At 54.6% G+C, this 23657-nt stretch carries 25 protein-coding genes; 9 read left to right on the forward strand and 16 right to left on the reverse strand.

Features of this window, described 5'->3' with window-relative positions; all coding sequences use genetic code 11:
* Nucleotides 1-1698, forward strand: a 1698-nt coding sequence (locus CLH61_RS17580; RefSeq protein WP_143752175.1) for an ABC transporter permease, incomplete at its 5' end; no start/stop codon positions are given.
* Nucleotides 1691-2824, forward strand: coding sequence for a hypothetical protein (locus tag CLH61_RS17585; RefSeq protein WP_139216064.1), 1134 nt, complete (start codon nucleotides 1691-1693; stop codon nucleotides 2822-2824). The genes CLH61_RS17580 and CLH61_RS17585, both read left to right, overlap by 8 nt.
* A gap of 1070 nt (nucleotides 2825-3894) precedes the next feature.
* On the opposite strand, the gene CLH61_RS17590 is transcribed toward CLH61_RS17585, so the two are convergent.
* Nucleotides 3895-4104 carry a hypothetical protein gene (locus CLH61_RS17590; protein WP_143752177.1) on the reverse strand — a complete coding sequence of 70 codons (210 nt, stop codon included), beginning with the start codon at nucleotides 4102-4104 and terminating at the stop codon, nucleotides 3895-3897.
* A gap of 86 nt (nucleotides 4105-4190) precedes the next feature.
* The gene (locus CLH61_RS17595) at nucleotides 4191-4499 is read right to left on the reverse strand and encodes a hypothetical protein (RefSeq protein ID WP_099616038.1); all 309 of its coding nucleotides are present in this window, start codon (nucleotides 4497-4499) and stop codon (nucleotides 4191-4193) included.
* A gap of 220 nt (nucleotides 4500-4719) precedes the next feature.
* On the opposite strand from CLH61_RS17595, the gene CLH61_RS17600 reads away from it, so the two are divergent.
* Genes CLH61_RS17600 through CLH61_RS17610 form a run of 3 tightly spaced genes read left to right on the forward strand, consistent with a single transcriptional unit; the run spans nucleotide 4720 to nucleotide 10513 of the window.
* Nucleotides 4720-6039: a TolC family protein gene (locus CLH61_RS17600; RefSeq protein ID WP_228152693.1), complete on the forward strand. Its 1320-nt coding sequence runs from the start codon at nucleotides 4720-4722 to the stop codon at nucleotides 6037-6039.
* A gap of 5 nt (nucleotides 6040-6044) precedes the next feature.
* Nucleotides 6045-7391, forward strand: a complete 1347-nt coding sequence (locus tag CLH61_RS17605) for an efflux RND transporter periplasmic adaptor subunit (RefSeq protein ID WP_099616039.1) — start codon at nucleotides 6045-6047, stop codon at nucleotides 7389-7391.
* Nucleotides 7388-10513, forward strand: a complete 3126-nt coding sequence (locus CLH61_RS17610; RefSeq protein ID WP_099616040.1) for an efflux RND transporter permease subunit — start codon at nucleotides 7388-7390, stop codon at nucleotides 10511-10513. Before CLH61_RS17605 ends, CLH61_RS17610 begins: the two co-directional genes overlap by 4 nt.
* Nucleotides 10514-10947: 434 nt before the next feature.
* Here the strand turns inward: CLH61_RS17610 and CLH61_RS18625 are convergent, their stop codons facing one another.
* From CLH61_RS18625 to merT, 7 genes are all read right to left on the reverse strand, one after another.
* On the reverse strand, nucleotides 10948-11199 hold the full coding sequence (locus tag CLH61_RS18625; RefSeq protein ID WP_228152694.1) for a cation diffusion facilitator family transporter: 252 nt from the start codon (nucleotides 11197-11199) through the stop codon (nucleotides 10948-10950).
* A gap of 293 nt (nucleotides 11200-11492) precedes the next feature.
* Nucleotides 11493-11552 (reverse strand): hypothetical protein, encoded by a 60-nt coding sequence (locus CLH61_RS18645; RefSeq protein WP_248185651.1) that lies wholly within the window; start codon nucleotides 11550-11552, stop codon nucleotides 11493-11495.
* A 479-nt stretch (nucleotides 11553-12031) separates the two neighbouring features.
* Nucleotides 12032-12667: an organomercurial lyase MerB gene (gene merB, locus CLH61_RS17620; RefSeq protein ID WP_008175605.1), complete on the reverse strand. Its 636-nt coding sequence runs from the start codon at nucleotides 12665-12667 to the stop codon at nucleotides 12032-12034.
* Nucleotides 12668-12680: 13 nt separating this feature from the next.
* Nucleotides 12681-14084, reverse strand: coding sequence for a mercury(II) reductase (gene merA / locus CLH61_RS17625; RefSeq protein WP_008175602.1), 1404 nt, complete (start codon nucleotides 14082-14084; stop codon nucleotides 12681-12683).
* A gap of 5 nt (nucleotides 14085-14089) precedes the next feature.
* Nucleotides 14090-14329, reverse strand: coding sequence for a mercury resistance system transport protein MerF (merF, locus tag CLH61_RS17630; RefSeq protein WP_008175600.1), 240 nt, complete (start codon nucleotides 14327-14329; stop codon nucleotides 14090-14092).
* Between the two features lie 2 nt (nucleotides 14330-14331).
* A complete protein-coding gene (merP, locus tag CLH61_RS17635) occupies nucleotides 14332-14628 on the reverse strand; it encodes a mercury resistance system periplasmic binding protein MerP (RefSeq protein ID WP_008175598.1) in 297 nt (98 codons plus the stop codon).
* Between the two features lie 13 nt (nucleotides 14629-14641).
* Nucleotides 14642-14992 carry a mercuric ion transporter MerT gene (gene merT, locus CLH61_RS17640; protein WP_008175596.1) on the reverse strand — a complete coding sequence of 117 codons (351 nt, stop codon included), beginning with the start codon at nucleotides 14990-14992 and terminating at the stop codon, nucleotides 14642-14644.
* A 74-nt stretch (nucleotides 14993-15066) separates the two neighbouring features.
* Here merT and CLH61_RS17645 point away from each other — a divergent pair, with 74 nt between their 5' ends.
* The 4 genes from CLH61_RS17645 to CLH61_RS17660 all read left to right on the forward strand — a co-directional run bounded on the left by CLH61_RS17645 (nucleotide 15067) and on the right by CLH61_RS17660 (nucleotide 18776).
* Complete coding sequence (locus CLH61_RS17645) at nucleotides 15067-15492, forward strand: MerR family transcriptional regulator (protein WP_008175593.1); 426 nt, start codon at nucleotides 15067-15069, stop codon at nucleotides 15490-15492.
* A 460-nt stretch (nucleotides 15493-15952) separates the two neighbouring features.
* Nucleotides 15953-16102 carry a hypothetical protein gene (locus CLH61_RS18475; RefSeq protein ID WP_095617286.1) on the forward strand — a complete coding sequence of 50 codons (150 nt, stop codon included), beginning with the start codon at nucleotides 15953-15955 and terminating at the stop codon, nucleotides 16100-16102.
* Between the two features lie 433 nt (nucleotides 16103-16535).
* Nucleotides 16536-18269 carry a ThiF family adenylyltransferase gene (locus CLH61_RS17655; RefSeq protein ID WP_099616041.1) on the forward strand — a complete coding sequence of 578 codons (1734 nt, stop codon included), beginning with the start codon at nucleotides 16536-16538 and terminating at the stop codon, nucleotides 18267-18269.
* 12 nt (nucleotides 18270-18281) lie between these two features.
* On the forward strand, nucleotides 18282-18776 hold the full coding sequence (locus tag CLH61_RS17660; protein ID WP_099616042.1) for a Mov34/MPN/PAD-1 family protein: 495 nt from the start codon (nucleotides 18282-18284) through the stop codon (nucleotides 18774-18776).
* Nucleotides 18777-19241: 465 nt separating this feature from the next.
* Here CLH61_RS17660 and CLH61_RS17670 read toward each other — a convergent pair whose 3' ends face one another.
* The 7 genes from CLH61_RS17670 to CLH61_RS17700 form a co-directional block, all read right to left on the reverse strand.
* On the reverse strand, nucleotides 19242-19964 hold the full coding sequence (locus tag CLH61_RS17670; protein WP_099616043.1) for a cytochrome c biogenesis CcdA family protein: 723 nt from the start codon (nucleotides 19962-19964) through the stop codon (nucleotides 19242-19244).
* A gap of 26 nt (nucleotides 19965-19990) precedes the next feature.
* Nucleotides 19991-20467, reverse strand: a complete 477-nt coding sequence (locus CLH61_RS17675) for a hypothetical protein (RefSeq protein WP_099616050.1) — start codon at nucleotides 20465-20467, stop codon at nucleotides 19991-19993.
* 36 nt (nucleotides 20468-20503) lie between these two features.
* Nucleotides 20504-20935: a c-type cytochrome gene (locus CLH61_RS17680; RefSeq protein ID WP_099616044.1), complete on the reverse strand. Its 432-nt coding sequence runs from the start codon at nucleotides 20933-20935 to the stop codon at nucleotides 20504-20506.
* Nucleotides 20928-21782, reverse strand: a complete 855-nt coding sequence (locus CLH61_RS17685; protein WP_099616045.1) for a WD40/YVTN/BNR-like repeat-containing protein — start codon at nucleotides 21780-21782, stop codon at nucleotides 20928-20930. The genes CLH61_RS17680 and CLH61_RS17685 overlap by 8 nt, the downstream gene beginning before the upstream one ends.
* Nucleotides 21783-21792: 10 nt before the next feature.
* Entirely contained in the window at nucleotides 21793-22305 is a 513-nt protein-coding gene (locus CLH61_RS17690) for a DUF411 domain-containing protein (protein ID WP_099616046.1), read from the reverse strand.
* A gap of 99 nt (nucleotides 22306-22404) precedes the next feature.
* Nucleotides 22405-22710: a hypothetical protein gene (locus CLH61_RS17695; protein ID WP_099616047.1), complete on the reverse strand. Its 306-nt coding sequence runs from the start codon at nucleotides 22708-22710 to the stop codon at nucleotides 22405-22407.
* Between the two features lie 110 nt (nucleotides 22711-22820).
* Nucleotides 22821-23204 carry a hypothetical protein gene (locus tag CLH61_RS17700; protein ID WP_099616048.1) on the reverse strand — a complete coding sequence of 128 codons (384 nt, stop codon included), beginning with the start codon at nucleotides 23202-23204 and terminating at the stop codon, nucleotides 22821-22823.
* Nucleotides 23205-23657: the final 453 nt, after the last annotated feature.

Genomic DNA, 23657 nt, shown 5'->3' on the forward strand with positions numbered 1-23657 from the left:
GTGGTGTTTGTGGTGGTGGCGGCCGGTATCGTTAACACCATTCTGATGTCGGTACTGGAGCGTGGCCGCGAATTCGGTGTAATGATGGCGTTGGGTACGCCCAGCAGCCGTATTGTCTGGCTGGTGCTTCTGGAAACAGCGATTCTGGCGGGGCTGGGCTACCTGCTGGGGCTGGCATTGGGGCTGTCACTGACGGGCTATTTCGGTACCCATGGGCTGGACTTCAGTGCCTATATCAAGGCCATGGATACCATGCCGGGGCTGAGCGGTATCGTCTATCCCACCATCGAGTTCCAGCGTCTGGTGGTGATTGGCATCGTGGTCATATCGGTGGCTCTGTTGGCAGCGGCCATCCCGGCCTGGAAAGCCAGCCGAAACAGCCCGCTGGAGGCGATGGGCGCACGGCGAACTATGATCAACCGTATCCGCCGGATCCACTGGCAGGTGACGTCTGATCATCGGCTGCTGATTTTTGCACAAATGGCACTCCGTTCGGTATTTCGAAACCCGCGACGGTCGATGATTACCGCCTCGGCCACTGCATTCGGGCTGGCGGCCTATCTATTCCTGTACGCCTTCGCCGATGGTTTCTTCGAGCAGATGATCCAGAACTCGACCCAGCAGCTCAGCGGGCATGTGCAGGTGATGGCAAAGGGTCACGACGTGGATCTGTCGCCAGATTTACGTATTGCCGACAATCGAACCTTGCAACAGCGATTGCAGGAGCATCCTGAGGTTGAGGCGGCCGCTCCCAGGGTATTGCTGCGTGCCATGGTGGCAAACCCCGGGAAGAGTCTGCCGGTGGAATTGGTGGGTATTGCACCGGAGCAGGAGAGGGCGGTTACGGAACTTTCAGGGTACATGGAGCAGGGCGCTTACGTTCAATCCGGGGAGACGGGAATAGTGATTGGCCAGAAACTGGCCGAGGAACTGGGTGCCCGGCTGGGGGACAAGCTGGTCATTACGGTCCAGCAGGCTGGCGGAGATCTTGCCTCCAGTGCCCAGGCCATCCGCGGTATCTATCGCACTGGCAGTGACCTGTTCGACACCGAGTATGTCTTCACCGATATCAACGCCGCGCGCCGCCTGGGTGGCCTGCTGGAAGGTGAAGTTTCACGGATCGTATTGAGGCTTTCAGATCGGGCGAAGAGTGCCGGCCTGGCGCGAATCCTGAATCAGTCGCCGCTTCTGACCAACGACGGACTGGTGGCCCAGGGCTGGGAAAGCCTGCTTCCGGTGGTGGTGCAGATGGTGGAAATGAGTCAGGTGGATTTCTATCTCATCTTGTCGGTGGTTTTTGTGGTGGTCGCCATCGGTGTCATGAACACCATGGTTATGTCAGTGATGGAGCGTACCCCGGAACTGGGCGTAATGCTGGCACTGGGCACCAGAGGGTTGCAGCTGCAACTGACTATTCTGTTTGAGGCGTTCTTCCTGGCAATACTGGGAATGCTGGTAGGAACCGTGGTTGGCGGACTGCTTGTTGTCTGGCTTGGCACTACCGGCATTGATCTGTCCTCGATCAGCGGCGCTCTGGAAGCCATCCCCGGTATCACTGACCGTATCTATCCGGTGCTGATTTTCGATCATGTCTGGCTTCCCAGCGTGCTGTTGTTCTTGTGTTCGGTGCTGGTGGCTCTGTATCCGGCCTGGCGGGCCTCGCGACTGGATCCGGTGGAGGCCATCCGCCATGGTTAGGCGATCTCCATTGATGCTGGTCGCGATGGCCTGGCTGGTGCTGTCTTCAAACGCTGAGGCGGAGTTCAGCCACTCGGGGTCGCTCAAGAATCTGAGCGTTGGCTCGCGCTCATTGATTGACGACAATCGCTACTTATCGAACCTTACCCGCCTGCGTATTGAGCCCCGTTACCGCTATCGGGATTGGGTTGTGGATGCGGCCTACGACCTGGAACTGGTGACAGGCAGTTTTCTGGACAGCCCGGAGTTTGCCCTGCTCAGGGATGCTCCCGATCCACGCTACTGGGATCTTCAGGGCAATGTGCATGAATCAGGGGATTTGTTGGCGCGCCATCAACTGTACCGTGGCACGATCCAGTGGCGCTCGCCGGCCGGTGATTTCCGGTTCGGCCGCCAACAGGTGAATTGGTCCACGGCGCTCATCTGGAACCCCATGGACATTCTCAATCCTGTCAGCCCACTGCAACTGGAGCCGGATGAACGCATTGGCGTGGACGCGCTGTTATGGGACAGAGCCTGGGGTGCAACGGGCCGGATCAGCGCCGTGCATGCGCCGCAACACGGGGACCAGAATGCCAGCACGGCGGCACGGGCCAAGCGCTTCGTTGCCGGGGTCGATGCCGGCGTGATGATGGGCGAGTTCGCCGACGTCACCAAAGCGGGTGTCAGCGGCGGTGGCTCCGTGGCTGGCACCGGTTGGCGCACAGAACTCGTCTGGAGCAAGCCAGACGCGGGAGACAGTTACTGGCAGGGAGTCGCGGATCTGAACTGGGCGTTTCGCAACGGGCTCAATCTGGCCGTTGAATATTTCTATAACGGTAAGCCGGTATCGCCGGGAACGACAGGCCTGGCCAATCTTGTGTCCGCACGGCCCTTGTATGCCGGTCGTCATTATGCCGGACTACTGGTATGGCAGGATATCAACCCGTTCTGGCAGTACCGGGTGGTGACCATCCGTAATGCCGATGATGCAAGTTGGGTATTTTACCCGAGATCCACATGGATGCTGCCACTGAGCCAGGAGATGTACTTCACAGCCGGAGCCCAATGGTTCGGGGGTGATGAGGATAGCGAGTATGGGAGACTGAAATCGCTCGGGCTAATGGAGATTGAATGGTTTTTCTAAAGAATTTGTCGAAAGTGTCATGGGTCTACGAATAACTGAGTTGGGGTCCATTCATCTGAAAGGCGCAACGCCTTCGATGGACGAACTTTTGTTTAATTAAGTGTCGTTTCTGAGTGGAAGTTTAGTCTTTCATATATGCTGTGAGAGAAATTCTGAAAATTCAGGTTCAGTTCAGGGAGACGTGATTTAATTAGGAATACATTAAGGTTGCGTCGTGAATTTGCGTTGGCTTCCTTTGTGTTATCTCAGGTTTGTCCTCGCCGCAGAAGTATCTGCGGCTTTTTTCTTCCCTAATTTAGGCCACCCATTTAGTGGTGGTTATCTTTCCGAAGCGTAGCTCTCTCACACTTGGATTGACACTCCATCCAAGTGATGAAAAAAAGCCGCAATACCTCGCGATATTGCGGCGAATGCGAATGGTGGAGACCATTCATGATGCAAGCCACTAGAGGCTCCGACAGAAGCCCATTGAGCAGCACGACTATTAACTCATAATTTCCTGAAATGAACCTGAAAAATGAATAATAGTTTCTCGTTTTCATGGCTTTTGAGTGATTATTTGATCTCTGTCACTTGAAGTCTTTTTGGATGCTGTGCAGGTGGATCTAAATGTAATTTTCAGGCTCATTTCACGCTTCTCTGGTAGAGGTCGAATTGACTAAATTTATGTGGATGACATAAATAAAATCTCGTGGCAGGGATGATTGAGGATCAATACAAATAATACGAAAGCGAGTCAGTCAGGGCGGCTGCGAACAATGATATTGGAAAGGAAGTGGTTGCCGTACTAGCGGTTGAAGTTTGCACAGTTTCAGGAGTTAATTCGCATAAACTTACCCTGGGTAAATTTCAACCAGCTCAATTTCCAATTTCGATTTAGCTAACCAACAGAATCGTCGTCAAGGCTCAAGTGAAACATACATATATTAACTCATGAGGCTTATTCTGCAGTAATGAATTTTGTATCAAGTTTCCGGCCAAAAATAGTATGGCCAGTCACGAAAACACGACTGGCCACGTTTTTTCCCGAGAAGCAAGCTTCGCTTATAGCCCTACCTGCCTTGAGCGTACTAGGACTCACTTGAGTCTGCTATTCCCGCTTCCTTCATCTGCTCGTGTAGTTTTTGGTGTTTCAGGCAGAGTTCTTGTCTGTCCACCGTTTCCACGGTTTTGTTCGGATAGCTCCTTGCCTCATTAATCCTGTCTGCTAAGCCAGAATCGGCGTAGGCAAAGGAACTAAACAGTGCTGTCATTGCTATGGCTGTAATGATGCTCTTCATGACGAACTCCTTGATTTGTTGCTCCAGGCCCATGCAACTGGGCCTCTAGTAGATACCGCTGATGCCCACCAGCGGTATTTCTGTTATCATTTGCTGTACGTTACCTTCTGCTCCATTTGTTTCTTCTCTAAAGCACGATGGTAGGCTCGTCCTTCTTCACTTATCATCTGTCTTCGCGCCTCCATTCCAACTTCTGACAATCCATAGCGTGTCATTTCTTTGTGGAGTCGCTGCAGTTCTTTATCCTGAAGAATATTTTCATTTACTTGGTCATTGTTCATTTCATTGTGCAGTTTATTGTGAATCTCTTTCATGTCTTTGTGGTCCGGCATGCTGCCGGCAAGTGCTGACATTGAGAGAGTGGCTGCTGCTGCGAATACTATTAATGATTTCATAATTTCACCTCCTGTTTGGTTGATGGTTTCATTAGATCATTAGTTCCTGAAACCTGACTGAAAAAACAAAAAAAGTTTATTAACGATTTGATAACTTTTGTTAGTGATAAAAATAGTTGAGCCAGATCAATATAAAATTTGTGCGCACTTAATTTCAGCTTCGTTTCAGCTTTGAGATCTAATATAAGCGCTCTTATATGCTTTCCACGGAGATCTCAAGTTGTCCATCCGCACCTTTTTTACTAAGCAGACTATTTTGGGTGTGTTGCTGTTTAGCAGCATTTCTGCGTGGGCCCAGCCCAGACTGGAGCTCATGAGTGTCATCGAAGCAGCAACTGAAAACGATCCCTGGCTTGGCCAAAGCTCTTATAAACAAAATGCGTTGATGGAGGAGTCTGTTGCTGAGGGCGCGCTTCCCGATCCCCGGGTAACGATCGGCGCGGCAAATCTACCTCTAGACACATTTGATACCAGACAAGAGCCCATGACCCAGGGAACGATTGGCTTTACACAGCGAATTCCTCGTGGAGATAGCCGCCGCTTGGCTAGCGCAAAGAAAGAAGAGATGGCCGGTGTACAGCCTTACCTTCGTCAGAATCGCCGAGCGCAGGTCACCGAAACGGTGACCCACCTATGGCTCGATCTGTGGAAATCCCAGGAAAGCATCCGCCTCATTGAAGAGAACCGGGGACTTTTCGAGCAATTGGCGGATGTTGCGGAAGCTGGATATACCTCCGCGACAATGGGCTCCAGACAGCAGGATGTTATTCGTGCTTCGCTGGAGTTGACTCGTTTGGAAGACCGATTAACCGCCTTGCACACCCAGTTAGCCTACAGCAAGGAAGCTCTTGGGGAATGGATCGGTGCCAGTCAGGCCCAGCTCTCGGTCACTGAGAGCATTCCTCCTCTATTATTGGAAGATGTTTCCAGCGGCTGGTCGGAGACGACCTTTGAGTCTGTCATCCGTCACCCGTCGATCCGCGCCACAGACCAGTTGATTGACGTGCAGGCCATTGATGTAGACCTTGCCAGGCAGGCCTACAAACCAGAATGGTCAGTCTTCGCACAATATGGTTACCGTGACCGAGCTCCGAACGGCCAGGACAGGGCAGACCTGTTTTCTATTGGTATCGGTTTTGACCTGCCCATATTCACAGGAAGCCGGCAAGACCGACGGCTCAACGCGTCTGCAGCCAGACTGGAAGCCGAAAAAACGGATCGGGTTCTGAGAATCCGATCGCTCAAGGCGAAGGCGCGCTCGGCGTTGGCCCGCATTGAGCGATTGGATGATCGGATTGACTTGTATCAGCAAACTCTTCTTCCGCAGATGGAAGAGCAGGCCGATGCCTCGCTGACCGCCTATAACAATGACGACGGTGATTTTGCTGAGGCGGTACGCGCAAGGATCTCCGAACTCAATGCCGAGGTCGAATTGATCCAGATGATGGCCGAGCGGGCCAAAACTCTGGCAAGTTTCCGTTATTTGACCACGGAAGCCTCAAACATTCCCTCCTTTTCAATGACCGATTTGCAGGATTGATCATCATGGCTAATTTCATTCGTCCATTGGGCTTTATAGTGCTCGGCGGGATCGCTGGCGTCGGTGCCGCCTATTGGCTGGCACCGGGAATGGTTTCAGATCCAACCGTAGATGGGGTCGGTAACGAGGAAAAGGAGCCGCTCTACTGGGTGGCGCCCATGGACCCTAATTTTAAAAGCGACAAACCCGGGAAATCACCTATGGGGATGGACCTGATTCCAGTGTTTGAGGATGCCGGGTCAGCTGACGACCCGGCCGGTACCGTTCGTATTTCGCCTGCCGTGGTCAACAACCTGGGAGTTCGCACCGAGCCCGTCATCCAGGGACGCTTGCCGAACACCATCACTACTGTGGGCTACGTCCAATATAACGAAGATGAGATGGCCCACGTGCATCCCAGAGTAGAGGGCTGGATCGAAGCGCTCTACGTGAAAGCTGAGGGGGAACCAGTCGAAAAAGGCAAGCCTCTGTATACCCTCTATTCACCCACATTGGTCAATGCTCAGGAGGAGTTGCTCCTGGCACTGAACCGGGGGAATCAGCGACTGATCAATGCCGCTGAGGAACGGTTGGCTGCTCTGAATGTGCCGGCTAGCCTGATACGGCAGCTGCGCCAGACAAGAAACATACAGAGAACGATGACCGTATACGCCCCAAGCTCGGGCGTTATCGACAATCTGAACGTTCGCGAGGGCATGTTCATAAAGCCCGGAGACCGGGTTTTGTCGATTGCTGCACTGGATGAAGTCTGGGTGATTGGCGAGGTATTTGAAAGCCAGCTCTCGGCCGTGGAGGGCGATAGCCGGGTGATGATGACTCTGGATTACATGCCCGGGCGCCAGTGGCGCGGAAAAGTGGATTATGTGTATCCCGAGGTTAATCCGAAGACGCGGACGGCCCGGGTCCGGATGCGTTTTGACAATTCCGACGGAGCTTTGCTGCCCGGCATGTTTGCTCGCCTGGAGGTCCAGGGGGATCGGGGGCAAAGACACCTGTTGGTGCCGCGTGAATCGATTATCCGCACTGGACAAAGTGACCGGCTGGTGGTGGCGCTGGAACAGGGTGCCTTCAAGTCCGTCAACGTCACGGTAGGGCGGATTGGCGACAAGTACGCAGAAATACTGGAAGGCATTAAGCCTGGCGATACCGTGGTGACCTCTGCGCAATTCCTGATCGATTCCGAGTCCAGCAAGACTTCGGATTTCCAGCGAATGTCGGCATCAGGCAGCAACGCCATGGATTCACAGATGGATCATTCGGGGCACGTCATGGATCCGGAGAAAGCGGAGCCCAAGATCGAACCGGAGGCGATGGACCATAGTTCCATGAATCATGGCGGAGGCGAATCATGATCGCTGCCATCATTCACTGGTCTGTTCGTAATCGATTCCTGGTATTGCTGGCCACCTTGCTTATTACAGGGCTTGGCCTTTACTCACTGAACAAGACGCCGGTAGATGCGCTGCCGGATCTTTCGGATGTGCAGGTCATCATCAAAACCAGCTTTCCGGGCCAGGCGCCACAAGTGGTGGAAGACCAGGTGACCTATCCACTGACCACCGCCATGCTGTCGGTCCCGGGGGCCAAAACCGTCCGTGGCTACTCGTTCTTCGGTGACTCCTACGTTTATGTGATCTTCGATGAAGACACCGACATGTACTGGGCTCGCTCCAGGGTGCTGGAGTACCTGTCCCAGGTGGCCCCGAGCCTCCCGGACTCGGCCCGCCCGCAACTGGGGCCGGACGCAACCGGGGTTGGCTGGGTTTACCTTTATGCCCTGGTGGATCGCACCGGGAACAATGATCTGAGCCAACTGCGCAGCCTGCAGGACTGGTTTCTGAAATACGAACTGCAAACAGTTCCCGGTGTGTCCGAAGTGGCCGCGCTTGGTGGCATGGTGAAGCAGTATCAGGTCAAGGTCAGCCCGGAAAAGCTCAGGGCGTTGGGCATTCCTCTGGCTCACATCCAGAACGCTATCAAAAGAGGCAACCAGGAAGTAGGGGCCTCCGTCATCGAGATGGCCGAGGCGGAATACATGGTGCGCACGTCTGGCTACATCCAGTCCCGTGAGGATCTGTTGTCAATTCCACTGGGGCTCGATGACAACGGCACCCCTGTGCTCCTGAAAGACGTGGCCAGTGTTGAGGTCGGGCCGCAGATGCGGCGCGGGGTGGCCGAGCTGAACGGCGAAGGCGAAACCGTGGGTGGCGTTGTAGTGATGCGCTTCGGTGAGAATGCCCAGGCCACCATCAATGGCGTGAAGGCGAAACTGGAGGAGCTGAAATCCAGTTTGCCGGAAGGCGTGGAGGTGGTGACGGTTTACGATCGCTCCGGTCTGATTGAGCGGGCGGTGAATAATCTCGGGTTCAAGCTGCTTGAAGAGTTTCTGGTTGTGGGCCTGGTGTGCATCATCTTCCTGTTTCATATCCGTTCGTCGTTGGTGGCGATTCTCAGCCTGCCGGTTGGCATTCTGGCGGCCTTTATTGTCATGCACTGGCAGGGCATCAACGCCAACATCATGTCACTCGGGGGGATTGCCATTGCGATCGGGGCGATGATAGATGGCGCCATCGTCATGATCGAGAACATGCACAAACACATGGAGCGAACCCCGTTAACCCATGAGAACCGATGGGAGGTCGTGGCCAGGTCGGCCTCTGAGGTCGGACCAGCGCTGTTTTTCTCGCTTCTGATCATTACTGTTAGTTTTGTGCCGGTGTTTGCGCTGGAAGCGCAGGAAGGGCGGATGTTTGCGCCTCTGGCCTTCACCAAGACCTACGCCATGGCAGCCAGTGCGGCTCTGGCGGTGACGCTGGTTCCGGTGCTCATGGGCTATTTTATCCGTGGCAAGGTGCTGCCGGAACACAAGAATCCCGTGAACCGTCTGCTGGTCGGTGCGTATATGCCGGTCCTGAAGTTGGTCCTTCGATTCCCGAAAACCACTGTTATGGCTGCACTGCTGGCACTGGCTGTGGGGCTTTGGCCGGCGACCAAGATCGGGAGTGAGTTCATTCCACCGCTGGATGAAGGCGATCTGATGTACATGCCAACCACCTACCCCGGTATTTCAATTGGCAAGGCCCGGCAGCTGCTGCAGCAAACCGATAAGCTGATTGCCACCTTACCGGAAGTAGAAACGGTATTCGGCAAAGTAGGGCGGGCGGATACCGCAACCGATCCAGCACCCTTAACGATGATTGAAACGTTTATCCAGCTGAAACCCAGGGATCAATGGCGGGAAGGGATGACCACCGAAAAGCTTAAGGAGGAACTCAATACCCTGATCCGTTTCCCGGGGGTCACGAACGCCTGGGTGATGCCCATCATCACTCGCATCGATATGCTGGCAACGGGCATTAAAACACCCGTTGGCATAAAGGTAGCGGGCCCGGATCTTGCCATTATTCAGGACATCGGCAAACGCCTTGAGGAGATCATGGTCGACATCCCCGGCACCGCCTCTGTTTATTCTGAGCGGGTCGCCGGCGGCCGATACATCAAGGCGGATATCGATCGGGAACGTGCAGCCCGTTATGGACTGAACATAGCGGACGTTCAGCAAGTTGTTGCTTCGGCGATTGGCGGTATAAACGTATCGCGGACGATCGAAGGGCTTGAGCGCTACCCGATTAATCTGCGTTACCCCCAGGACTACCGGGATTCTCCAGAGAAGCTGGAGCAGTTGCCCATCGTTACGTCAACGGGGCAAAGGATTGCGCTTGCCGATGTCGCCGATATCCGGGTAGAAGATGGTCCTCCCGCCATCAAAAGTGAAAACGCCCGCCTCAATGGCTGGACCTTCGTGGATATTGAAGGGGTTGATGTCGGCACCTATGTGGAGCAGGCCATGGCTACCGTTAACGAGGAGCTCGATCTGCCTGCGGGCTATTCGGTTACCTGGTCTGGCCAGTATGAGTACATGCTGCGTGCCAAGGAAAAGCTGACCTACGTGGTGCCGCTGACGCTGGCTATCATTATCATTCTGCTGTTCCTGAACTTCCGTCGTTTTGCGGAAGTGGGCATCATCATGGGTACGCTGCCGTTTGCCATGATTGGTGCAATCTGGCTGATGTATCTGCTGGGCTATAACTTCTCCGTTGCGGTCGGTGTAGGTTTCATTGCGCTGGCCGGCGTTGCCGTGGAGATTGGTGTCATCATGCTGGTGTATTTGAACCAGTCCTACGACGCAATGCTGGAAACCTGTGAAGAGAAGGGGCTGGCTCCAAGACGCGAGACGCTACGCCACGCCGTGCTTCACGGTGCCGGATTGCGGGTGCGGCCTATAATGATGACCGCTGCTGCTATTATCGGAGGTCTGGTGCCCATCATGGTTGGCACCGGTACCGGCTCCGAAGTCATGGGGCGCATAGCTGCACCGATGGTCGGTGGGATGATCTCTGCTGTTATTTTGGCGCTGTTGGTGATACCGGTAGGTTACTATCTCTGGAAATGCAGGAGTATTTCCGAAGGGTAAAGAAAACTAGACCTCGCCACATTGCTTTCGAGAATCTGGCGAGGTCTGATGATGCAGCGGTGTCTGGGTAATGTTGTTATAAAGCAAGAGCCTGGGTATGGAGTCCCGGGCAGATACTCTGGCAACATATTTCCCGGGGGAGGTTTCCTGCCCTCTAAAAGGCCGAGAACAGCAGCGATGGGGTAGGCCCAAATTTGATGGGGTTCAATCATGTCTCGCATGGAGTCCTCGTGCCTTTGTGGTTCGCCATTCGTTTGGAATCTGCATGATGAGGTATGTCACATAGCGCGCCGGTTAACTATGTTTATAGGTATTTGCCCCCTCGTGCTTGTAGTCAGGGTGTTCAAATTCCAGTGTTGAATGAGTTACGCTGAACTCTTTCTCCAAAGCCTGTTTTATCCCGTCCTTGATTTTCTCAAGTTCATTCCACGCACTCATCTCGACAACCACACGGGCGTCGAGCGAGGCATCATGCTCACCCACCTGCCAAAAATGTACGGGGTGAAGTCGATAACTCCTTCTAAGTCTGATACTGCCCCAATGACGGAATCTGTGCCGATATCCTCGGGACTCCCCAGCATGAGTGTTCTGATGGTCCCGCCAATTTCTGTCAGGTCCAGGTAGAGAATATAGCTGGCCATGCCAATGGTGATTGCGGAATCAACCCAGCGCATGTCGTAGAGCAAGATAAGAGCTCCGCCTATAACACTGCTATTGACGCAAACGCATCAGACAAGTTGTGTAAAACAACGCATGAATATTAACGCTGCCCTTCTGCATTGAGTAGGTCAGCAGCGCGCTCAACGCGTCCATTATCAGTGCAACAATGTAAGTCAGACTACCCAACACCCCTTGAGTTCCAGCGGATCTGGGAACCGCATGACACCCTCGTATATCAGGTAGGGCCCTATCATGATCAAGGTGGTGTATTTAACAGCGCAACACCTACCTTTATTCGCCCGTAGCCGAAGGTCAGCTTTTATTCAGCCGGGCGACGCGCAATCTTACGGGCCGCGAACGCGATAATCAGCGATGCCATGTCCCAGAAGTTATGTATAGCATCGGCAATCAGCGCCAAGCTGCCGGCAAAGTCCTTTCCGCGATCTGGACGAGAGTCAGGATGCCGTTTGCCCAGATGGCTACTGCAACCCGTTTATGCTTGGTTTCAGGGGGAATGTGAAATAGCTGTATACTGAAAAAGTGTGCTTTCCCTCATATAGGTTTCGAAGTAATGCGGGAAGAAGCGTTAATTGGTTGCTTCCAATGTTCGCATTGCGACCAAGGCTGCTCCTGGGCGTCAGTAAACAGAAGCGAACATTCGATGCACGTCGATCGCCAGTGTAATGGGTGCATGTCCGGTTGTTCGGGTGAGGCACCACAGGAATACACCAATCGCATGTCCAGATAATTCCTGATTTGATGCACAGACAGGGTGCAGCGACGGAACGCTTTGGAAATGACATGGCCTAGCTCCTGGGTGCTGACCTACGTTCAAGATTGGTATCGAACATTCAGGTATTAAAGGTCATGTTGGTAACGCCTTGCTCTGTCGAGCATAAGGTGCGCAATCCGCTGTCCCAGTTCGAAACCTTCCTGCACAGTCACCAGCTGCGCGCTTGGTTTATCTCGCCCCCAGGCCTCCCCGGCCTGTCGAGAGGCAAAGAAAAGGACATCGCAACAAAACGCACTTCGAATGTCTCCCGATGCGGCCACCGACACTAAAGAGACGACCGCGTCCTCCGGCTCAAGCGAAACCACTCTCTGTGGCGTAATCGTCATGTTGATCGGGTTGTTCGTCTGCGGGCAACGCGATTGCACCTGCGCCCGTTCGCCAATAACGGTTGGAAACATCAAGGCATCCAGTGCACACCAGGTGTAAAGGGGCCGATCGTTGATGACAAATGCATGCGGGGTTTCTCGCAGTGTGATGCCGGAGCCGATCAGCCGTCCCTGGCCGTCGTACTCGATGGTCCCGCAGGGCAGTTTTTCCAGCACCAACTCTGCCTCATCAGTCGTCCAGTTGAGCGACTTCGCGAGCCGCTCAACAGTGACCGGTTGTCCCAGGGCAAGCTCGCGCAACAGCGTCACATGAAGCGCGGCTTCCCTTTCGCCGGTCAGACCCAGCCGTTCCACGATCTCATCCATGTTATACATTGGCGGCACCGTCTTATCCCGCACAGCACGACAATTGCTTCACGTCCTTGGTGAAGGTTTGGGCACAGAGCTTGAGCCCCTCCACCATGGTCAGGTACGGGAACAGCTCATCGGCAATGTCGTTCACGGTCATACGCGCACGCAGCGCCATGACGGCCGTCTGGATCAGCTCACCGGCTTCGCCCGCGACGGACTGGACACCCAGCAATCGTCCGCTGCCACGCTCAGCGACCATCTTGATGAAGCCCCCGGTATCGAAGTTAACCAGGGCCCGGGGCACGTTATCGAGGGTCAGGGTGCGGCTGTCGGTGTCGTATCCCTGAGCCTGGGCCTCCGCCTCGGACAGACCGACGGTGGCCACTTGTGGATCGGTAAAGATCACCTCGGGCATGGCGCTGAGGTCGAGGCTGGCGTCACCGCCGGTCATGTTAATGGCGGCCCGACTACCACCGGCGGCAGCCACGTAGACGAACTGGGGTTGATCGGTGCAGTCCCCGGCTGCATAAATGCCGGACGCGGTCGTTTGCAGGTGGTTGTCGATCCGGATCGCGCCGCGCTCGGTAGCCACGCCGACGGCCTCCAGGTTCAGGTTCTCGGTATTGGGTGTGCGGCCACTGGCCACCAGCAGTTGCTCCGCCTCCAGGGTGCCGGCGTTGGTTTGGAGGGTGAACACCCGGCCATTGTGGGTAATCTCACTGGCCTGGGTCTGCTTGAGCACCTCGATGCCCTCGCGACGGAAGGCCGCTTCCACGGCTTCACCCACCGCCGGGTCTTCCTGAGACAGCACCCGGCTGCGGGCCAGAATGGTGACCCGACTGCCAAGGCGGGCAAAGGCCTGAGCCAGCTCGATGGCCACCACCGAGGCACCAATCACAACGAGGCGCTCGGGAATGTGATCCAGCTCCAGCGCACTGGTGGACGTGAGATAGGGCGTCTCGGATAGCCCCGGAACAGGCGGTTCGGCGGGCCGGGCACCGGTGCCGATAAAGGCCCGGTCGAAGTGCACCGTCTGCTCGCCGCCGTCGTTGAGCGTAACCGTCAGTGTGCGCTCGTCCACGAACCGCGCCTCGCCCTTGAGGACGGTAATCGCGGCATTGTCATTGAGAATGCTCTGGTACTTGGACTCGCGCAGCTCCTCCACCCGGGCCTGTTGCTGAGCCAGAAGGGCTGAACGATCCACCACCGGTGCCTGGGCACTCAGTCCGTCGTCAAACGGGCTTTCCCGGCGAAGGTGGGCGATATGCGCCGACCGGATCATGATTTTGGACGGTACGCAACCAATGTTGACGCAGGTTCCGCCGATGGTGCCGCGCTCAATCAGCGTCACCCGGGCACCGCGCTCCGTCGCTTTCAGGGCCGCAGCCATGGCACTGCCACCGCTGCCAATCACCGCAATGTGCAGGTTGTTGTCACTCATAAACGTTACTCCTTGGTTGAAGGGCTATCGCAGCAGGCGTCGTGTTTCTTTTTACGCCAGACGGCATAGCAGGTCAGGCCAATAAAAAAGACCAGTGCGGGCAAAAGCACGTAGTCGAGATAGCCGGTGAGGGCTGCCAGGCCTAAGGTTCCCAGCAAAACCACCAGTATTGGGGTAAAGCAGCACAGGGCGACCAGCACCGTGCCGATGACGCTCACCCGCAACAGGGTTTTGGGGTTTGCCATGGTTACTCCTGTTTTGCCTGAGATTGTTTCAGCGTGGACGGATAGCCGGCGTTGGTGGTGGCTTGCGTCAGTGCCTCAACGGTCGTTTTCTCGTCGTCGAAGGTGACCGTCGCATCGCGTTCTTCATAACGAACATCCACAGAGGTCACGCCCTCCACCCGGTTGAGAGCGGCCTTGACGGTGATCGGGCAGGCCGAACAGGTCATGCCAGGGACTGACAGGGTGACGGTTTGTGGTGCTGCCAGGGCCGGCAGGCTAACGAACAGGAATAACGCTGTGGCGATCAGTGATTTTTTCATGGTGCTATGCCTCTCAGTAAAATAGGGGTAAAACATAAGGGAACGCCAGCGCAGTCAGAATGAGCAGCGCGACAATCCAGAAAACAACCTTGTAGGTTGTGCGTACTTGCGGCACCGCGCAAACATCGCCCGGCTGGCAATCCTGTGCAGGCCGGTATATCCGGCGCCAGGCAAACACCATGGCCACCAGTGCCGCACCGATGAACCAGGGCCGATAGGGTTCCAGGGCGGCCAGATTGCCGATCCAGGCGCCTGAAACTCCTAACGCGATTAAAACCAGGGGACCAAGACAGCAGGCGGATGCCAGGACGGCGGCAACGCCCCCTGCGATCAGCGAACCGCGACCGGATTTGGGCTCAGACATTACGTTGGCTCCTTTCATGAGATGGATGACTGAGATAAGGTTACTCCCGTAGTCAGCTACGGAATCAACCCCCTATGTCCAAGAAACCACGTTCAATGACCATTGGCGCCCTGGCCAAGGCCGCCAATATCGGAGTGGAAACCATCCGCTATTACCAGCGCCGGGGACTGGTGGCAGAGCCTGACAAACCCTATGGAAGCATCCGCCATTACGACGATCAGGCGTTGGCGCGTCTTCAGTTCATTCGAACGGCCCAATGGTTGGGCTTCAGCCTGGATGAAATCGGAGGACTGCTAACACTGCAAGACGGCACCCATTGCGATGAAGCACGGGTACTGGGCGGACAGAAGCTCGCCAAGGTGCGTGAGAAAATTTCAAGTCTGCGGCGTATCGAGCGAACGCTGGAGGGGCTGGTGCAGGCATGTTGCACTGAGCAGGGTGACGTGAAGTGCCCGCTCATTACGTCTCTTTATAAGGGCGTAGAGGAAAACACGTCGTGAGCTTATCTACGAGAGCCAACTTCTCTGCCGGGGTCGGTTATGGCAACCAGCAAGGGGGCCGATCCGGTCGGCATCATACGTCGCCGCTTATCCCCGAGCCTACGCCAAATCTAAACGTTCGCTTTGCGACCGCAGCCCTTACCAGGTTTAAACAAAGACGAACATTCAAGCCCCTCACTTTGAGGATGGCTTCTGGCTGTCCCAAATCAATGGATTTGCCAAAACCCAGGCAGGGCGATTGTTGCCAATCATAGGCAAGGAGTGCTTTGTGGGCCGGTGCAAGTCTCTTCCGTTCCGGTCGCACTGTCAGGGCCACGCTAAGTTTAAGCGGCATGTTTATTTATACAGACTGTATGCTTGAACAGTTTCTTGTCAGGGTGTAGGCTGGTTTGTGTACAAAATTCGTACACCAAGCGGTCTGGTTAATCCTGAAATTTCCTACCCTTTAGGAGGGTTAAAGATGGCTGTCAAGCACACACCAACAGGCGAAGTTCACAGCGGTAACAAAGGCGGTAAAACTGGTTGCGGTTTCGATACCCGCGACAACCCAAGCCACTGGGTTTCATCGCATGAAAGGATCACTTGCGGCAAAAACGGCTGCAAAAATTGATTCTTACATGGTTTGTTCCCGTTGCAGTTGGCTTGAGATGAAGTCAAACGGGGGCAAACCAGGTTAACCAGCAATTTAATTCAGGAGGTAATTTCCAGGGTCTTCTGGTTAATGGCAACGCCCATCGACAGGCGTGCGCTCACAGGTTCAAATGCTGAAAGTCTCTAGGAAGGTGCGGTATTCAAAAGCAGTCCGATCACTACATATGGGTGCGAAATCATTGACCACAACTACATATTGACCTAGCCTTTAAGATGCATAGTAAATAATGTAATAGCTAGCAAGGAGGAATTATGAGCGGTAAAGACGACGCACCTGGTCAAAATAAGCCACCCGGACGGCCAGAGAATCCGGGGAAGCCAGATAATCCCGGTGATCCGCAGGGGCCGAAAGATCCCCCTACGCCCGGCAAAGGAAGAAAGGTAGGTTAAGCATGAAGTGGTGGGAACGCTGGCCTGATCGCTTCGATCATGAAATGAGGTGTCTGAGCGACCATGGCCTTGGTCCTGTGGACACGTCCACGGCTGAAGAAATGGATGCTGGATATCGATCGATTGTGATTGAGTATCCGTTTGAGGACGGCCAGTCGATTCCCGTCTCGATCAAATTCCCTCCCGAGTATCCTTTCTTCATGGCGTTCGCCTTTCTTGATCCAAACACGATGCTTCTACGACGACATCAAAATCCGACAACTGGTGAACTTTGCCTATTGAACGCGGGCCAAAGTTGGCAGCCCAGTCATTTGATGGGCGATGAAATTATCACCATGTTGCCTAGAATCCTAAAAATTCATGAAGACCCGCATGGTCCATACGCGAGGGAACAGGAGGTAGAGCAGGGCGAACCTTTGACCGGCTACTTCACTAAAGACAATGGCTCGTTCCTTTTGATCGAGGACATGGAGATCCCTGAAGACTTCTCTCACGGTACATTCGAGGCAAACATCCTTGCCTCTGACCGCAATGGATCACGCTACGCCCTCACAAAAGTCATCAATGCCCCAGACGGTCAATCTGTCACGGCTTCTGAAAGACTAATCCAATCCCTTAAAGGCTGTTCAATACAGAGAGGGAAGTGGAGGCGTCTGGAGCTTGGGTTAGAAAATGCTCCTAAGAACGACCGGGATTTTTCCACTCTGGCGGCAAGAATTGACTGGCATACGTGGCATACATTCGAGAGGCAACAACGACCTTCGGAAGATCTTCTGCTTGCGTTATTTCAGGAGGAAGTACAGCAGGGGACTTTTGCGGATGCTTGGCTTGGAGTTCAGTTGAGAACGGTCTTTAATCGCAGTAGAGGTAAAGGCAAAAAGAAGGGCGGATCGTCTAACAAACAAGGTCAATTTGTATTTGGGGCCCGATACGACACGAAGACTAGATGGGCGAGATCACCCGAGCTACAAGCCTTGGAAGACAAGAATGTTTGCCTCGTGGGGGCGGGAATGCTCGGCAGCCCCATAGCACTTCAGCTTGCTAGGGCGGGTGTCGGCCGATTATCTATCGTGGATCCAGACTATGTGGAGCTGGCCACTATCATCCGTTATGGCCTCGGGGCCCAGTACGCAGGAAGAGCAAAAGTCGAAGCCCTGAAAGACTATATTCGTCAGAACTATGTATTTGTCCAGGTAAATCCGATCCAGTATCGGCTTGGTGTCCCGTTCCCCGGTGAATGCCATAATCACGAGAAGTTTCTTGCCGCTGTCGAGGCAGCCGATCTTGTCATTGATGCAGCGGCTGAAAAAAACGTCAGCTACTACTTGAATGACCTGTTGTCCTCGTTGCAGAAGCCCTGGATGACTGTTACTACCCGACCAGGGTCGTGGGGAGGGGAAACCTGGATCATGCAGCCCGGGGGGCCATGCTGGTCGTGTCTGGAGGCTCACAATAACGATGGGTCTCTGCCAATGCCGAATGGAGATGCGGATCGAGGCCTTCAAATCGGGGGATGTAGCCAGCTCACAACCACTGGGAACGGATTTGATTCCGATATTTATGCATTGAACACGGTGCGAGCGGCGATTGGCTTGCTGACACCAGATGGCAATGGCTACCCCTCGCCCAACTGGAACGCTATGGTCATGAATCTACGAGGTGAGACGGGCGACTACACTGGGCCAGAATTCACTCCGTATACTATGCCTTATCATCCGAGCTGTGACTGCAATTAGAGTGGCGGATAAATGACCGAAACGGTCTGGATCCAGGAGTCAGTTCGAGCAGACCTGCTACGGTATCGGACGGAAGTATTTCCCTTGGAAACCGGTGGAATTCTGTTGGGATACACTAGTGAAAACAATAATATACGTCATTGGGTGATAACCGCGGCAGCAGGCCCTGGTGAATTAGCGAAACACGGCCGGTACCGCTTCACGCCCGATGATGATCATCATATCAGCGAGGCCAAAAGGCATTACCACCAAACCGGTGGCCTTGAGTATTACATTGGTGATTGGCACACACACCCGAATGGCTCCTGTCTCCCAAGCGTCTTGGACAGAGTAACCCTCTATCGTAATGCCAGGCGGTCTGATCATCTCGGATTCCATTCTCTCATGCTGATCATTGGAGGAGAGTTTGAAGCAGCCGATTACGGTGCTTACATTCACGCCTGGAGTCCCAATGTCTTCAGGATCATGAGAAAAAGCAGGACGCTGAAACCTCGCTTCTTCAAGTGATTACTTACGCGAAACTATTTGACACACTAAGCCCGCAGTGATCGGAGCCGGAAGCGATAGCAATCACCGCCAATGCCAGCGCCAGAACGCCTGTATTCGGTGTAATCCAGTTCATAGGCGAGTCTTCTGTCAGTATTCGCACCCCGGCCAATCGGTTCGAGACGTAGAATGAGCACCACAGGGGAAGTCCAAGCCGCTAAATGTCGGCGCTATCGCACGGTGTGAATGTTCGCTTTGCGACCAAGGCTGCTCCTGGGCGTCAGTAAACAAAAGCGAACGTTCACCATCCTCCACTGCGAACCGGTTTTTAGTCCAGTCCTGAAGAACAATGAGCCGCTTCAATGGTTCGGCAATGCAAAACCATTAGTTAACGAAATGGCAGCCCCATTTGTTCATGAAACCTGTTTATACGCAGTATTTGAGTATGAAGCATGGACCGTTCTCTGTAGTTTGGCTGTAGGAAGCTCAACCAAGCCTTCCGAGAACCGGAAACGTCGACAACATCCACGACGCAAAGAGTGTCATCTGACCGGTGAGCACCATTACGCCCATTACAACGAGCACCAAGCCAGCAAGCGCTCTCAGTAGTCTACTCCAGCGACTGAGCCAGCGTACTCGTTGCCGAAAGTGTTCAATAAACAGGGCAGTTCCGAGAAAAGGGAGAGCTAACCCTAACGAATACGCCGCCAGATACAGCATGCCAACCTCAGCATTGGCATGGGTGGAGCTGAGCGCCAATATCGCCCCGAGTATGGGGCCTATACAGGGTGTCCAGCCGATGGCAAACGCGATGCCCAGGAGGAAGGCGGCAGTGGGGCGCCCGCCTTCAAGAGACTGCCCAATGCGCCAGTCCCGCTGTAACGCCGGCATGCTCCACCAACCCAACATAAACAGGCCCATTAACACGATGAGCACGCCAGCCACCAGGTTGGCCTCTTCGCGATAAGCCATCAGCCATTGTCCAAGAACACTGGCACTTGCACCCAGGGCGACGAATACGAGACTGAACCCCATCACGAAACAAAGACTCAGCCAGAACGCCTTCAACCGATTTGAAGCCTCAGTCAGAGCGCCTCCGGTAACAACCGACAGGTAGCCGGGCACCAAGGGTAAAGTACAGGGTGAGAAAAACGACACGAGACCTCCGGCAAACGCGGCGGCAATTCCCCAGGTTGCAAGATCAGGCATTCAGCCCCCTAAGTTTTGTTAGTTCGTTAAACCGCCCAGAAATCAAATTTGATGCCTTCCTTGGACGTGCCGTTGTCGATGATGGCCCGTGCGCGCCATAGCATTTTGCCGGTACCGCATTCCGGCAGGGTAATGGTTCCCTGGTAAACACCCTGGGTATGCGGTAACAGCTGGGAGCGGACCACGCCCATGTACATTTCAAGCCCTTCGAAATCCACGATCAGGGAGTCTGCTGTCATGTTGCCAAGATGCACACGGATGGGAATCTCTGTCATCGATTCGATGGCTTCATTACCTAAGCCGACTGTGATGGTTTGATCGCCCTTTCGCCCGATACACTGACCTTTGAACGGTGCGCATCCCTCGGTGGCGTAAAAGGTAACACCGGCATCCAGATCAGGCTTCAGGTACTGCGGCAGCACGAAGATTGCTATGACCATAATGCTGAAACCGATGAGGCCGAATAACCATGACCACTTCTTAAAAAGCTGTTTCAATGACATTTTCCAGTTACCCAAGACTTGAGGGAGGGTTGTTCGTTATTCCTGACTTTCGTTCTGTTGATAGCGGCGCTGGTCCTCGGTCCAGAGTGTTTTCAGGTAATTGATCACCGACTGAATTTCCTGGTCGGTGAGGGTGTCCTCAAATGCCGGCATAGTCAGCCGGTCTGTTTTGTTGAAGGGATGCCGCCATCCCTCGGCAATCATCCTGAACAGCATGGCATCGCTGTGGCGCCAGGTGTGGCCTGTCTCATCGTGAGGCGGTGGCGGCATTTCACCTTTCTCATCCGGTTTGTTCCAGTCGGTCGCACCTTCACCCTGCCATCCGTGGCACGCGGCGCAGTATTGCTCATAAATCTGGCGGCCCTCGGTTACTTCGGCCGGCACGCTGCCACTGTCTGTTGGCGCGCCCCCCGCCGTCACAAGGGCCGGGGCAACGAGCAAGACCAGCGGGAAAGACCACTTATTCATAAACAGGAACCCATTCGCCAGAGGCGTTCCGCGAAAGCAACTCTCCGCTTTCAGTGCCCACCACGAGTCTTTCCACGGCTGAGAACGTCAGAGCGGTCACCGCTTGGGGTATCTCAAGGCCAGCCCAGGTTTCGCCACCGTCAGAACTGTGGTGAAGTTGCCCCTCGATTACGGCGTAAACGTTTTCCGGGGCCGAAGGATCGTAATCAATGGCGGAAACAGTTCCTCGCAATTCGCCGGCGTCACCCCAGAAGCAGAAACAGTCCATGGAACGGGCAACACCGCGGGTGGTGCCGGCGAACAGCCAACCACTTTCCATGCTGCCTGGCATATCGGAGTGCAGGAACGCCTGCACCGGCTCTCGGGGGCCACTGTCTACCTTCACCCATTCGTTACCGCCGTCCCTGGATCGGAACATGCCACTTTCACCGAGATAGGCGTAAAGCGTTTTGGCTTGGGTGGCGTGGGCGGCAATCGCCGTGACACCCAGGTCCGGCAGGGTGTCATTGAGGGAGTGCCAACGCTTGCTGGCCTCGTCATAGCGCCAGATGCCAAGGCCAGGCCCTGCCAGGTACAGGCTTTCGTCTGCGCCCTTTGCCATGGACCGGGGCTGGGCGCCGGAATCGGACGGTGGCAGGGGGATCTCGGTAGTGTTTTGGCGATCCAGGGCAAACAGACCGCTCTGCTGAAGCACCAGCAAAGCGCCAGATGAGTCCGTCGTCAATGCTCTCACTGCTTGGCCCTCATTCACAGACTGTGCTTGAACCAGGGTCGGCATGACAGCCACGAACGCGAACAGAAAAAGTCCGGAGACTGCTGAATTCAGGCGGGAAACCATTGCTCTCATAGGGCTGACCTCAGTAATCCTTGTGCTCACGGAAAACCTGTTGCTGGCCATTGGCGTTGAACGCAATGACCTGGTAGTCATCCTTCCGGCCGGTTTCCATGCCAGGGGTACCATGGGGCATTCCGGGTACGGACAAGCCGATCGTGTTGAATTGCGGATCCTCAAGGTAGGCCAAGATGTCATTGGCCGGTACATGCCCCTCAATCACCAGATCATCAACCAGTGCGGTGTGGCAGGACGCCATATCGCGTGGCACGTCGTACTGCTGTTTAATTTCATTAAGGTTGTCGGTTTCAACGATGCGGGTGTCAAAACCATTGGCCGCAAGATGCTCGGCCCAGGACTGGCAGCAACCGCAATTGGGGCTCTTGTAAATGGTGATGGCCTGGCCTGCCTCTTCACTCTCGGTTAGAGAAGCCGACGGCTGGGCAGATTCGCCGGCCTGGAGGGCCAATGTGGTGGCGCCAGCGCCGATAACGATAGCGGCTACACCCGTATACAGAGCGAGTTTCTTGGTCTTCATGGAAAATCCTCGTTTGGAATTGCTTATGAGCAGAGCAGAGCTCGGGGATGCGCATGCATCCCCGAGCCAGAGCTTCAGTTCATGAGGGTGCCCAAATGGTTATTTGGCGCCGGTGTCTTTGTCTTTCATGCCACCAGGCATGGCATCGCCACCATGAGCCTGCATCATCTTCATGCAAGCCTCGGTCATGGCTTTACGGTCTTCCGGGGACATATCTGACATCATGTTCATCATCCCCATCATGCCGCCCATACCCTCCATACCGTGCGAGGACATCATGCCGCTATGTTCGGAATGACCAGCCATCATGCCGGCGCCTTCGCCATGGGCAAGGGCAGAGAAAAGGGCGACACTGCCGGCCAGAACGGCGGCGGTTACGGTGAGCTTGAGATTTGAATTACGCATTTGATTCACTCCAGTTAAAGCCTCGTTACGGATGAACGGAAGTACGAGGCTTTGTTGCAAGAATTAACGTCAAAGAGCTTGCCGCGATGGGCAAAAACCCGGGTTAAAACTCAGGAGTGATGTTCTGGAGGGGGTGTAATAGAGGCCAGGAACGGATCCTGGTAAAGGGCCGCTCGTGCGGTTAATACTGCTTGGGAGCCGGTGTCTTTAAAACCGATGAAGTTCTCTGGTAAAAGGGCAAGGCTGACGCTGACCCCGCATTTGATCGGCCCAGTGGCGCTTGGACAGGCCATTTCCGGAGCAGAAACGCAATCCGGTTCTGCCTCTGACGAGTAAGCGGCGTCTTCAGCCCGGTCCATCATCATAGAGCCGCAATCCGCCATCGCTGGCTTCGCCTGGCCGGCTGTTGCTTTTGACAAAGCAAACGCTGGCGCGCTGATCACCAGAAGCAGTGATAGCAATAGGGAGATAATTGGGCGGTTCTTTGCGGACATCCTGATTTCACGCACCTAGCTGTGAGGACATGAGCTCTGACATACAATCACTCTGTCAGTTCCGAAGATCCTAGCACTTTTCTACTCCCAAAATACACCTGCCGGTCGGAAAGGGAATGGACTTTTCGATGACTAGCTGAACGTTTTATTTTGCGCGGAGGAGAACTGGCAACGGTGGCGTTTGGCTAGTCGGGCGAATACGACAGAGTATTATCTCGCAGGCATTCAAAGGCTTGACGAAGGATTACGTGTGCTTGAAGGGGTGTGGAACAGAATGCTCGCTTTGCGACCTGGCTGGCCAGCAGAGGACAATATTCTGAACCATACTTAAAGGCCCTTACCCTCTAAAGAGGGCCACGTCATGACATTTCCTATCAGCAAAGTTCCCTGGAACAAAGGGAAGCTCGTCGGCCAGAAGCTACCGCTCAAACTCGAACAAATATGGGCTATCCG

Source organism: Marinobacter profundi (assembly GCF_002744715.1).
In the GTDB taxonomy this organism is placed as follows: Bacteria; Pseudomonadota; Gammaproteobacteria; order Pseudomonadales; family Oleiphilaceae; genus Marinobacter; species Marinobacter profundi.

Coding starts and splice junctions, on each gene's coding strand:
- CLH61_RS17690 (WP_099616046.1), bottom strand. CDS start 22,305: ATGAAGACCAAGAAACTCGCTCTGTATACGGGTGTAGCCGCTATCGTT.
- CLH61_RS17595 (WP_099616038.1), bottom strand. CDS start 4,499: ATGAAATCATTAATAGTATTCGCAGCAGCAGCCACTCTCTCAATGTCA.
- merF (WP_008175600.1), bottom strand. CDS start 14,329: ATGGCAAACCCCAAAACCCTGTTGCGGGTGAGCGTCATCGGCACGGTG.
- CLH61_RS17670 (WP_099616043.1), bottom strand. CDS start 19,964: ATGCCTGATCTTGCAACCTGGGGAATTGCCGCCGCGTTTGCCGGAGGT.
- CLH61_RS17695 (WP_099616047.1), bottom strand. CDS start 22,710: ATGCGTAATTCAAATCTCAAGCTCACCGTAACCGCCGCCGTTCTGGCC.
- CLH61_RS17585 (WP_139216064.1), top strand. CDS start 1,691: ATGGTTAGGCGATCTCCATTGATGCTGGTCGCGATGGCCTGGCTGGTG.
- CLH61_RS17605 (WP_099616039.1), top strand. CDS start 6,045: ATGGCTAATTTCATTCGTCCATTGGGCTTTATAGTGCTCGGCGGGATC.
- CLH61_RS17655 (WP_099616041.1), top strand. CDS start 16,536: ATGAAGTGGTGGGAACGCTGGCCTGATCGCTTCGATCATGAAATGAGG.
- merT (WP_008175596.1), bottom strand. CDS start 14,992: ATGTCTGAGCCCAAATCCGGTCGCGGTTCGCTGATCGCAGGGGGCGTT.
- CLH61_RS17700 (WP_099616048.1), bottom strand. CDS start 23,204: ATGTCCGCAAAGAACCGCCCAATTATCTCCCTATTGCTATCACTGCTT.
- merB (WP_008175605.1), bottom strand. CDS start 12,667: ATGTATAACATGGATGAGATCGTGGAACGGCTGGGTCTGACCGGCGAA.
- CLH61_RS17685 (WP_099616045.1), bottom strand. CDS start 21,782: ATGAGAGCAATGGTTTCCCGCCTGAATTCAGCAGTCTCCGGACTTTTT.
- CLH61_RS17645 (WP_008175593.1), top strand. CDS start 15,067: ATGTCCAAGAAACCACGTTCAATGACCATTGGCGCCCTGGCCAAGGCC.
- CLH61_RS17610 (WP_099616040.1), top strand. CDS start 7,388: ATGATCGCTGCCATCATTCACTGGTCTGTTCGTAATCGATTCCTGGTA.
- merA (WP_008175602.1), bottom strand. CDS start 14,084: ATGAGTGACAACAACCTGCACATTGCGGTGATTGGCAGCGGTGGCAGT.
- CLH61_RS17680 (WP_099616044.1), bottom strand. CDS start 20,935: ATGAATAAGTGGTCTTTCCCGCTGGTCTTGCTCGTTGCCCCGGCCCTT.
- CLH61_RS17675 (WP_099616050.1), bottom strand. CDS start 20,467: ATGTCATTGAAACAGCTTTTTAAGAAGTGGTCATGGTTATTCGGCCTC.
- merP (WP_008175598.1), bottom strand. CDS start 14,628: ATGAAAAAATCACTGATCGCCACAGCGTTATTCCTGTTCGTTAGCCTG.
- CLH61_RS17590 (WP_143752177.1), bottom strand. CDS start 4,104: ATGAAGAGCATCATTACAGCCATAGCAATGACAGCACTGTTTAGTTCC.
- CLH61_RS18475 (WP_095617286.1), top strand. CDS start 15,953: ATGGCTGTCAAGCACACACCAACAGGCGAAGTTCACAGCGGTAACAAA.
- CLH61_RS17660 (WP_099616042.1), top strand. CDS start 18,282: ATGACCGAAACGGTCTGGATCCAGGAGTCAGTTCGAGCAGACCTGCTA.